Origin of the sequence: Psychrobacter sp. AOP7-A1-24 (genome assembly GCF_052376235.1) — a bacterium.
Lineage (GTDB): Bacteria > Pseudomonadota > Gammaproteobacteria > Pseudomonadales > Moraxellaceae > Psychrobacter.
The window spans coordinates 1-12,033 of record NZ_JBQSVM010000055.1 but is presented as its reverse complement, the minus strand read 5'-3'; the positions used below and the strand labels follow the sequence as shown (position 1 = coordinate 12,033).

Annotated in this window: 7 protein-coding genes; 2 read left to right on the top strand and 5 right to left on the bottom strand. The window is 43.8% G+C overall.

The window, feature by feature from the left end; genetic code table 11:
• Positions 1-411 precede the first annotated feature (411 nt).
• Together ACT3QQ_RS12760 and ACT3QQ_RS12755 are read left to right on the top strand one after the other, a co-directional pair.
• Positions 412-822: a hypothetical protein gene (locus ACT3QQ_RS12760; RefSeq protein ID WP_444528279.1), complete on the top strand. Its 411-nt coding sequence runs from the start codon at positions 412-414 to the stop codon at positions 820-822.
• Between the two features lie 341 nt (positions 823-1,163).
• The gene (locus ACT3QQ_RS12755; RefSeq protein WP_444528278.1) at positions 1,164-1,700 is read left to right on the top strand and encodes a hypothetical protein; all 537 of its coding nucleotides are present in this window, start codon (positions 1,164-1,166) and stop codon (positions 1,698-1,700) included.
• A gap of 48 nt (positions 1,701-1,748) precedes the next feature.
• Here the strand turns inward: ACT3QQ_RS12755 and ACT3QQ_RS12750 are convergent, their stop codons facing one another.
• From ACT3QQ_RS12750 to ACT3QQ_RS12730, 5 genes are all read right to left on the bottom strand, one after another.
• Positions 1,749-4,142 carry a tetratricopeptide repeat protein gene (locus ACT3QQ_RS12750; protein ID WP_444528277.1) on the bottom strand — a complete coding sequence of 798 codons (2,394 nt, stop codon included), beginning with the start codon at positions 4,140-4,142 and terminating at the stop codon, positions 1,749-1,751.
• The gene (gene ligA, locus ACT3QQ_RS12745) at positions 4,143-6,134 is read right to left on the bottom strand and encodes an NAD-dependent DNA ligase LigA (protein WP_444528280.1); all 1,992 of its coding nucleotides are present in this window, start codon (positions 6,132-6,134) and stop codon (positions 4,143-4,145) included. It abuts the gene before it with no gap.
• 332 nt (positions 6,135-6,466) lie between these two features.
• Positions 6,467-7,483: a cell division protein ZipA C-terminal FtsZ-binding domain-containing protein gene (locus ACT3QQ_RS12740; protein WP_444528276.1), complete on the bottom strand. Its 1,017-nt coding sequence runs from the start codon at positions 7,481-7,483 to the stop codon at positions 6,467-6,469.
• Positions 7,484-7,702: 219 nt separating this feature from the next.
• Positions 7,703-11,659, bottom strand: coding sequence for an AAA family ATPase (locus ACT3QQ_RS12735; protein ID WP_444528275.1), 3,957 nt, complete (start codon positions 11,657-11,659; stop codon positions 7,703-7,705).
• A 66-nt stretch (positions 11,660-11,725) separates the two neighbouring features.
• Positions 11,726-12,033: hypothetical protein (locus ACT3QQ_RS12730; protein WP_444528274.1), on the bottom strand; the 308-nt coding region annotated here is incomplete at its 5' end.

The window sequence follows — 12,033 nt, the reverse complement described above, 5'->3', positions numbered from 1 at the left end:
TCGGTAAAAACAGTAAGAAGAAAGTCAGCAAAGGCAACTTCCAGACTCAGCATACTGGTCTGCCACCGCGCAAAACCAAGTAGTGTTCATAGCATAAAAATGCATGCTCAGCTTAGAGTATGTGAAGCAGAGTGTGTTAAGTAAAACAAAAAAGCGCCTATCAGTCATTCATTGATAGGCGCTTTTTTATACGTTGAGCTTTATGGTCGCGGATTTCACAATTAACATTACTTACTTTTCATCATGTTGCAAACTATAAGTTACATTAGACAGCGGTTGGGTAACGAAGCTAACAGGTAACAAACAATTTCTAACATTAAAACCGTTCCTTTTCGCTACTATAACTCTCATGTGCTAAACGCATAATTAAGAACAAGTAAACGACATCAGTGAAAAAATTTGGAGAGTACGATGAGAATGACAGCTAAGATTGCGACTACCCTACCAGTCCTGGCTCTATTGAGCGCTTGTGCAACCACCGCCCCGGTAACCCAAGATACGACTGATACGCCAACTCCAGAAAGAGCAACCGCCGCCTATGATCGTATGGCTCCAGCTCCATACACCTGTACTGACGACAGCACCATCACGGCAAAGCAATCTATCAATAAAGAACAAGTCATGCTCAATGCTACTCTACCAAAAGTGCAATGGGCCGAGCAGCCAATCATCCTAAACGGTGAAGTAAAAGGCGAGGTCGCAAGCTATGTAAATGATTCAAACCCAGAAGTCGTTTACGCATGGCACATGAAAGGTGATAAAGGTATCTTTGCGATGAAATGGGCTGATGGTACAGAGTATCAAGTGAACTGCCAAATCTAATCAGTTAGAGATAAGCTCATAGTCTCAACAGACAAAAAGCAGTCATTAAATAGTGGCTGCTTTTTTATGCGTCTTCGTTCCATATGTATATAAAGATGGCTATAAAAAACAGTTCCAAGTAGATGGTTATATAGTCAGTTCAATATAATTTAGATACAAGGAAACCGAGTGCAGATGTAACTGTAATACTTCAAGCGAGGTTAATGCCGTAATTCTTGTATAAAGCATGAACGATATCAAAACTTACCATCTGATGTATTTCGCTAGAGAAGCACAAAGAAAGCTGTCAAAATAGCAGCTAGAGCAAATCAACCATGATCGATAATCAAAAGGGTAACTCGATGGCAAAGCGTCTAATAAGTATGATGGTAATTGCAACAGCAAGCATGTGGGCGCTAACAGGTTGCGATAATGCTACCGATTCTGTTGATGCCACTGAGCAAGCTGCAGAGACAGCAAAAGACGCATCAACGCCGACAGCCGATACCATCGACTGGTCACTGGTAGATAGTGGTGAAAATCCTGCTGACCCTACTAACTATAAGTATCCGTTTGCCATCGATAGCCAAAACGTCCAAGATTATGCAGATTACTTCAAAGTGGATGCTGCGACCGCTCAGCATAACTTGACGGTGAGCATGGCAAGTAACGAAGCGCTATCGAAAGCCTTGGATCAACTCAGCGAAACCTATGTCTCGCACGAATTAACTGATGGCAATGATATGACGCTTATCATTCATACCACGCCTGATGTCGCTGCTAGTAGCTACGACTATGTGCTATCTGATGAATTTGCCAAAGGACTGGTATTGCCGATTGAGATCAAACCTGATGGTAAGAAAAGTGATGTTGAAGGACATGATGAGACGGCGGAGTAGAATTTGATAGCGTGTGTTTTGGTTTATATAACGCACGCTACTATTTTATTACGAAGTCTGACGGTAAGGATTGTTTGAGGGTTCGATTTTAATTTTTTTACCCATATCATTTTTACCGCATAATAGCTTAGCAAAATAAGGCTCATAGTGACTGGCGGCAGGAGCAATGTAGATTTTGTCTAAATGCGCTTTTACCTCTGGTTCGTACTCCACATATAGAAACTTGCCAAAGTCCATTTTAACTTTAGGGTCATCAAGTGAGGTGATATATACCATCCGGCATTCTTGCTCTTCTTGAAAAGCTGAGTGTTTAATTAAGTACTTTAGAGGTAAAAGTATCTCGTTTGTTAATGTGCTAATATCAATCAAAATATCTGACTCAAAACTTTCTAAATCAGCTAAGTGCTTAGTTAGCTCTTTATATATTACCTTAAGCTCTTTAAAAGCCTTTTCAAAATCTTTCGCTTTGCTTCTTAATTCAAACTTATATTTTTCCCATTCTACATCAGCCCAAATTATATCTATATTACCATTAGATGTTTTTATCTTTTCATCACCAAACTCTCTAAAGAATGTTAATCGGTTACGCTGTGCGAGATGGATATAATCAGAATTAGGATCTAAGTATACACAGCGCATGACAGGCTTTTTACTGAGACTGATTTTATCATCAGTTTTTTTCTCTATAATCGACTGCTTATTAACAACGGTATGATTATTCAAACTTTGAACTTCACTCTTTAACGATAAGAATGACAATCCCTCTAACGAATTATATGATTGAAAAAACTCTTTTTGGAAAACGAGACTAACACCTGAAGCTTCTTTATTATCCTGCTTACCATATAGTCTGAACTGGTTAAGACTGTCATGATTAAAGGTAAAGCAGCCAATGAATGCATGAAGCTTGTCATCAAAATCTGGGGTATGAAATGACTGTTCTTTGCCGCCTTTTAGATAGTTGTGTAATAGCTGTCCTTCACTAGGATCATTAACGTTATTGATCGTATTAAGACGAAATGCGCTTGGTAATTTTTTTTCTTCATTAACTTCTAATAGAAGGTTAGCCGTATCAGTGCTAGTATAATGTGCTAACTTTCTTTCAGGAGATTTTTCCTCATTAGAATCTTGACCGAAATCTAACTGCAGAATCTCGACTATTTCTAAGGTCTTATCTAGCAACTGCCATGCTTTTTTGCCAACTGCTTCCAGCTTTGCATCTAAAAGCAAGTCGCATATTTTCTTATAACAGTATGTTTCATAAGTATAAGCTGACTCAGCGTTAATAAATGCGTTCCTAGCCTCAGTATATTTCTTTGATTCATGATCACAAATCAAAAGTTGACCAATTTTGTATTGAGCAGATTTATATATTTTTGAGTCATCTGAAAATAATATCCCACTCCATATCTTAATAGCTTTTTCAGTATCACCTGTCTTTTTAAAGTCAAAACCTATAAGCCATTGTGCAAAAGCATAATGTATAGCATGGTCGTCACGCTTTATTCTATGCAATGCTTCTAGAAAGCCTATATGACTACCTATGTTTTTCATCAAGTAAGCAATTAATAGTTCCGCCTGAGCGTATATTTTTACGTCATCAAAATTATTAATATCACATAAATACTTCAATGCACTTTGGTATTCATTTTGTTCTTTTAGTATTTTAGAAGCCAAATATCGAGATTTTGCATATGTATCAGGACTATCAGCCTTACTCACGGCATCTAAGAACAATAAAGCAGGTTTTTTATCGCCCTTCTTGTATAAAGTTAATCCAATATTGTATTGTGCTTGACTATATATCTCCGCATCATCTTTTTCGTTAATATTTTTCCATGCTATCAAAGCTCCATTCACATCATTATTTTCTACTAAAGCGATACCGATGCCTATCTGTGCTCTGGCATATAATGCAGAGTCAAATAAACGCTCTATATTTTTCCAAGCTTCTACAGCCCCTTCAATATCATTCTTTTCATACAAAGCCGTACCAATATTTAGCTGGGCTTTTGAATATATTTCTAAACTGTCTGAGCGCCTGATGCTATGCCAAATCTCTAAAGCTTCTTCGATATCGCCTCTTTTATACAGTATATCGCTAATCTCCCTTTTTGCCTGAACATACTCTTCAATATCATCAGAGTATTCAATGTTACGCCACGCTACTAATGCACCTTCAATATCTCCTTTCTCATACAAAATAATAGCTATACCTCTTTGTGATTTAGCATATAACGCAGCATTATCTGAGCGCTGTATTTTGTGCCATAGCTCTAGAGCTTCTTCGACGTAACCTTTTTCATGTAACGTAATACAAATATTAAATTGTGCCTTAGCATAAACATCACCATTACCTTTTTCATCCGTTATTTTTTGCCACCTCTTAATCTTTTCTTTTTCTATACTACTCAACTCTTCCATGTCATTAATATTCATCATCTACGCCCCAACCATCGCCAAAAACTCTTCCTCACCCACTACTTTGACGCCTAACTTCTCAGCTTTCGCCATTTTTGAGCCAGCTTTTTCACCTGCTAGTAATGCCGCGGTTTTCGCCGAGATGCTACCTGAGACTTTTGCACCCAGCGCCTGAAGTTTGGCTTTGGCTTCATCACGCGCCATGCTGCTCAGTGCGCCCGTAATCACCCACGTTTGTCCATCGAGCGGTAGCCCTTCTGATGAGGTGGCTTCAACTTTGTCCCAATACACGCCCGCTTCTAATAGTGAGTTAATCACCTCGATATTGTGCGGCGCACGGAAGAATTTATAGGTCAGTTCAGCAGTGATTTCTCCGACATCTGGCGTTTTTATTAATGTCTCAATACTGGCGGCCATCAGACTATCTAAGTCACCAAATTGCTGAGCAAAATTCTGTGCTGTGCCTTCACCCACACCGCGAATACCTAACGCGTAAATAAAACGAGGCAACGTTGTATGCTTGCTCGCTTCGATAGCATTAATGATATTTTGTACCGATTTCTCACCCAGTTTATCAAAGGTGACCATTTCATCTGCATGATTGTGTAACTGATAGATATCAGCGACGGTTTTGACCAGACCATGCTCAAAGAAGCTAATCAGCCAACTTGCGCCAAGCCCATCGATATCCATGGCACGGCGCGAGACAAAGTGAATAAGCGCCTCAGTCTGCTGAGCTGGGCAAAATAGTCCACCCGTGCAGCGCGCCAATGCTTCATCTTCTGGCAAGACGACAGGAGAGTCGCAGACAGGGCAAGTAGAAGGTAGCGTGACAGGTGTGCTATCAGCTGGGCGCTGATCGTGCCAAACGCGAGTGACTTTTGGGATCACATCGCCTGCCCGATGTACGCTGACCGTGTCGCCTGCACGCACATCTAAACGCTGAATCTCACCAAAGTTATGCAAAGTGACATTACTGACAGTGACACCGCCGACTTTGACAGGCTCAAGCTTACCGACTGGCGTGATTTGACCCGTACGACCGACTTGCCACTCGATGTCGTTTAGACGCGTCATTACCGTTTCGGCAGGGAATTTATAAGCAGTCGCCCAGCGCGGCTCACGCGACAGAAATCCTAACTGCTGCTGCAATGACAAGCTATTGACCTTGATGACCATACCATCGATTTCAAATGGCAAATCGCTACGCCCTTCTATTACTGACTCATAATAGGTCTGCGCGGCGCGTGGATTTGCCACCACTTCTACAGCGCTGACCGTAAATCCAAGCTCGGTAAGCCATGCCAACGCCCCTGACTGTGTGTCGATATTTTCAGGCAAACCCTGATTGACCGAATAGCCGTAGAATGCCAGTGGACGACTGGCTGCTATCGCTGGATCTAGCTGACGTAAGCTACCAGCAGCGGCATTTCGCGGATTAGCAAAAGTTTTACCCTCACTCGCCTCGCTAAGTCGATTAAGACGCTCAAACCCTGCTTTTGGCATCAATACTTCACCGCGCACTTCTAAAAGCGCAATATCAGCAGCATCAGCTATCCATAGTGACAAATTACGAATGGTTTTGGCATTTTGAGTGATATCCTCTCCTGTCTGCCCATCGCCGCGCGTAACCGCTTGGACAAACTTACCGTGCTCGTATTTCAGTGAGACTGCCAGTCCATCAAGCTTTAGCTCCATCTCGTACTCGGGGTTTTGCTGCGAGTCACTGAGACGATCGTTGACGCGGCGCATAAAGGTATGTAGCTCGTCATAGTCAAATACATTGCCCAGCGACAGCATCGGAATGTCATGCGTGACTTGAGTAAAGGCCGATAGCGGCATATCGCCGACTTGATTGATAGGGCTATCTGGCTGTACCAAATCTGGATATTCTTCTTCAATCTCAAGCAATGAGCGACGTAATTGATCGTATTCACTATCTTCTAAAATTGGATTGTCGAGCACATAATAGGCATAATTATGCGTCTTTAACGCTTCAATAAGTGCACGCATTTTTGAGACAATTTTTGTACTATTGTCTGTATTGCCATCGGTTGAACTAGATATGTTAGATGTCGCAGATGCTTGGCTTTCTACTTGGGCAGATAGATTTTTAGAATTATTTGATAAGGTAGCGTCAGTCATAGTCGGTGTCTTTTTTGCAATTCAAGATGTCAATATGATAACAAGTTTGTAGGATACTCGGATAATATTTTGCAGAAACTAAAGCGCAATAAAAAAGGGCAAATAACGTTAATCGCTATTTGCCCTTTATATAATTTCTAATATTAATCAGCTTTTAACTTTCGTAGCTTTTAGCCTTTAAACTTCTAACCCTCAAGCACCTAGCCCTCATAATCACGAACTTGGTTACGTAGTTGCTGCTTGTATTCAGGCGTGATTGGTTCATTCTCTTCATCAAGTATAATCGCGTCCAGATCGCTCGCCATCATATAAGCAATGCTCATCATACTATCAAAGCTGCGCACGGCTTGTGGATGTGGCAATGATAAGAATACGACGACACCGTTATAAGTGTTGGTCGCAACACTATGCGGATCAAATGGCGCGATACCGCTATCAGTGATACCCATCATGCTAAACCACAGCATACCTGTGCCGTCTTTTTGCTCATAGCGATGGAACATATTCATCGCGCCATAGCGTAGACCATATTTATCAATCAACGCTAGCAGGTCACGACCACGGATAATCGCCGCTGGACGGTCACGATATTGGTGCGGCAAGATGGTGATATTGATATTGTCTTTAGCATTAATCAATGGGCCGTTTTGTGCGTCGTCACCTGACTCTGATAGATGCTGATCCAATATCGGACTGTTGTCATCGAAGCTTGGCTCTTCTGCCGTATCGATGGTTGGCATCAGGCTATCAGTCGCTGACATTAGACTAGAGAACGCATCAGGCTCTTGTTCGATATGCATCTGATCTGCGACTTCTACAAACTCAGTATTATCGGCGCGGCGTTGCTCTTCTTGCCAGCGCGCGTAGTCAGCTTCATCGATGCCGTCATAATCGTCAGCTGCTACATGGTCACGCTCAGCCGTTAGTTGAGCATCAACGTTGGTATGCGCTTGCGTCAATGGCTCTTCTTCAACCACAGCATCCAAATAACTACGATCAGGACCGATACTCGTCTTGCCTGCGACTGTATCATCAAAATCTGGTTGATCAACGATGTTGCGCTCGTGACGCGGTATGATCGGAATACCATTTTTATCATAATTGACCGCAGCAGCTTCGGTAGCACCGCGGCGCTTAAAGCTACGCATGACCATAAACAGCCCTGCGAGCACGATAAACGCGGCAATGGCAATCAATATAAACTGAATAACGGTCATGATAAATACATCCTAGTATATATAACAAAAGGGAATACACAAACGAGCATAAATGGCAATATTCTAGCATGGCTGACCTATATCGTCACCACATTGTGTACTTTATAACCAGTATGCTGGACTGAGGTCAAGCTTAATTGCATTTATGCCAATTGATTGATTGATTATATTTGCATCGTGCTGATTCTCATAGTACTTTTGGTAACAACTATTTTACTCTTAGCTCTCTACGTAGCGCGCGGCCTCATCAAGCGACACACTAACTAGAGTAGAAATGCCGGCACTTGGCATAGTAATGCCTTTTAGCTCATCAGCAATTTGCATCGTCAGTTTATTATGACTGATAAAGATAAACTGTAAATCATCTGCTAGCTCATGAATGAGACTGGTAAAGCGGGCGACGTTGGCATCATCTAGCGGTGCATCAACCTCATCAAGCACACAGAACGGTGCCGGATGCTGCTTGAATATCGCAAAAATCAAACTCAGCGCAGTAAGGGTTTTTTCACCGCCCGATAATACCGCTAAACGACTATTACGCTTACCCTTCGGCTGTGCCATTAAGGTAAGCCCTGCCCGCCATTGTTCGGACTTTGGCGTATTGGCTGGCATCTCGTCAGTGTTCAATGTCAGGCTAGCCTGTCCACCGCCAAAGACTTTGGCAAATAAATTGGCCAGTTCATTATTAACCGCATCAAGCGTCTGCATAAACAGCGTCTTGGTCGTCTCATCAATAGAGGCAATCGCTTCCGTCAACGTCTGCATACTAGCAGCGATATCTGCTGTCTGCTGCGCGAGTGGCTCTAGGCGTTCGTTTACCTCATCCAACTCTGCGACTGCTGCCAAATTCACTGGCCCAATCTTACTTAACTGCTGTGTTAACTTAGCTCGCTCGGATTCCAGTTCAGCGATTTTGTCTGGACGGACGCGTCGATAATGAGCGATGAAATCTGCCAGCAGGTTTGAGACGCTCATGCTTTGTTGTGGTTGCTCTGCTTGCACTTTATATTTATGACTTACTTGGTAGTAGGCATCTAAAGCGCTCTGCGTATGCGCACTAGCGTCCTCTAAACGCGCTGCGCTAAGTGCTAATTCAGTAGCATAACGGGCAAGCTCACTTTGCTGCGTTTGCAATGTATTTTGCAATGTATCAAGTGCTGTCTGCTGCTCAGCATACGCTTGTTTTAGTGCTGTGAGCGCAGTATCACGCTCGGTCAATAGCACTTGCTGCTCATCGCGTATTGTCTGTACAGACTGCAATGCTGCTTGTAGCTCTGGCAGTTTAGCCTGCTGCTGCTCATGACGCGCCTGTAGATTTTGCTCATTTTCTAACGACTTGTCATGTTGCTCAGTCGCACGAGTCAGGCTACTAACGCTATGCTCCAAGCGCATCTCGTATTGCTGGATACGCAGCTGCAATGCTTGCCACGCGTCGTCATCAGCTTGACGGGCACGGTTTAGCTCACTGCGCTCAGATTGCAATTGCTGAGTTGTCGCTCGCGCCTCTGTTATTTGCGGGGTTAGCGTAGCTATCTCACTTTCGATATGCTGTTGCTCTTGTTCAAGCGTTTGTTGCTCTTGTACCAATTCTTGTTTTTCTTGCTCAAGCGTTAACTTGTCAGCGTTCAGACGTTGGCTATCTGCTTGCAGTCGCTCGACGTTGGCTCGCTCGGTCGTCAGTTGCTGCTGGTATTTATGCTTATCACGGGTTAACTGCTCAGCTTGCGCGCGTGTTTCTTCCAAGCTAACTATTAACGCATCATAGTCGCACTGGTCTTTTGCAATAGATTTTTGCTGGTCTTGTATTTTGGTTTCCAGCTCATCAAGTAAGTCTTCTAACGCTTGCAAACGCGTACGCTGTTGTAGACGCTGCGTGAGGAATTGACTACTGCCATCGTTCCGCTCGTCCTGTTCACTAGCAAATTTGCCTAAATTGATCGTTCCATGACGACTAATCAGCCAGCCATCTGCGGTAAGCAATATAGCGGACGGTGGCAATAACTTTAATACATCAATAAATGTGTCAATCTCAGGCTGCTGACTGGTCTCAAACTGCGCCGTATATAGATAGCACTGCTGCCAAACCGTAAGCGTAGGTTGAATAATCAACTGCGCTAATGGCAATACTTTGTCAGCTATGCCATTTGGCAATTCGCTGATGAACGCACTTTCACTAGTATCACTTTGCGTAGCAGGTAACCATAAGCCATGACCTTTCTCTATTAGAGCTTTATCTTTTGCACTAGTAGGTGTGTTTTGTGCCGTTTGATAAGCCAGTAAGTCTGCAACGTCATGCTCAAGCGCTTGCCATAAGCTATTAGCTTGTTGAGAAATGCCGTTAGCGTCGTTAAAGTCTGATTGCTTGGTTTGGTCGGGTTGTTGGTTAGCTTGTTGGTTAGCAACCAGTACATGACTGTCTAACCATAATGACAAGATAGTATCGAGTAGCGGCACATACTCCTGCCCCTTCGCACTCAGCTCAATCTGCTCACGTAGCGTTACAATGGTTAACGGCTGATTATATATACCATCGTTATTTGCATTATCTGTCGCGGCAACTTTCGACTTTTCTGATTGCTGCGGCGGCTGTGTAGGTTTCGGATGCAATATCTGATGCAAGGTATCGTACTCACCTGCTAGTAGCGCATGACGCTTTTCATCATTGCGCAACTCGCTCTGTTGTACGTTTAGTCTTTGCTGCAAACTATGCGCTTGCGGTTGTATCTCGGACAATCGTTCATCGACGGCTTCGCGTTGACGCTCAACCTGCTGCAACTGCATGCTTAGCTCAGTGACTTGCTGTTCTAGTACTTGACTGAATTCTTGCACCTTATCTGTCTTACTCACATTAATACGGTCTGACGGCGCTATAGACTGCTGTAGTTGCTGCCACAGGTTTTGCCAGTTTTGCTCACGGCGCTGCCATTTATCATAACTTTGATGATGACGCTTTTGTGCTTGAGAATTGATGGCCTGCTGCTGCTCAAACGAACGGGCTTTGTCTTGTAAGCGTGACAGATTGTTTTGCGCTTCATGCCACGCGCGCTGCAATGGCTGCTCATTACGCTTATAGTCATCGCGTTTATCTGTCAGCTCAACAAGCTGCGGGCGTAATGCTTCTAGCGCTTGATTCTGCTCAGCTTGTTCAGCATTGAGCCGTTCGATATCAGCCAATGATTGCTCGCGCTGCTGAGCCAAGCTAGTCAGTTGCTGCTCAATAGCGGTCAACTGTGATTTAGTATCACTTAGCTTATGTTCCGCTTGTTGATAGCCCAACTGCTGCTGATAGTGAGCGCTTTGGGCGTCGTCTTTGCGCCATTGCTCTTGGTTGATACGAGCAGTGAGCTTGTCTTGCTGAGCTTTAAGCGTGTCGTAGTCAGCTTGAAGTGTCGATACCTCAGCGGCACTGCATTCATGCGCTACTTTCTGCTGCTGATGCGCTTGCTTAGCTTGATAGAGCTGCTGAATAGCGAGCTGCTGCTCGATATCAGCTAGTGTTAGAGAGGTTTCTTCGTAACGCTGGGCACTAGCCGCCTGTTTAGACAGTGTTTTCTGTTGGCGTAGTAATTCGCTTTGCATATCGTGCAAGCGCGCTAGGTTGTCTTTTGTCTTCTCTAACTTCTTTTGCGTCTCTTCACGGCGCGCTTGATAACGAGACACGCCTGCGGCCTCTTCGATAAACTCACGCAGCTGCACAGGACTAGACTCGACGATGCGCCCAATCATGCCTTGCTCAATCACCGCATAGCTACGCGCACCCAGTCCCGTACCAAGGAATACATCGACCACATCGCGGCGGCGACAACGCGTGCCATTGATGAAATAATCTGAGCGGCCATCCTTATTTACCTGACGGCGAACAGACAGCTCTTGGTACAAGTTAAACTCGTGACGAATGCCAGTCTGCTCATCTTGGGTATGCTCAAACGTCAGCTCGACACTGGCAACGCTCTTGGCAGTTTTGTCCTGCGTACCAGCGAAGATAACATCACTCATCGCCCCACCACGTAACTGCTTGGCGGAGGTCTCGCCCAGCACCCAGCGGATGGCATCAATCACATTGGATTTGCCACAGCCGTTTGGCCCGACGATGGCGGTGATACCATGACGAAAAGTAAAAGTCGTTGGATTGGCAAAGGATTTGAAGCCTGCCAGCTTTAAAGATTTTAAACGCATGAAGAGTCAATAAACTTAGCAAAAACAGGCGGCTATTCTACCTGAAATTGTGCTGGGTTTTTAGGGTTAAACTGATAACTGCATAAACGATTTTGATTCGAGGCTTTTATGGAACCCTCGTAGCAGTTTTTGTTCCACTTGGCAGACGTTATTTTCTGCTAAGTAGCGATTATTAAACTCGATAAAGGTTAACCAAGAGATATTTGCTACTTCTAAATAATTGACTATTTCTAACAGCTCTGGTCTTAGCAAATACTGATACTTCCTAGGCCGTTTATAACATAGAGACAGCTCTCGATCTAAGAGCGTTTGCTTATTTTGCTTTAGTGCGCCGCCACCGATAAATAACAGCAAAAACTTTGCCCCTTTATCGA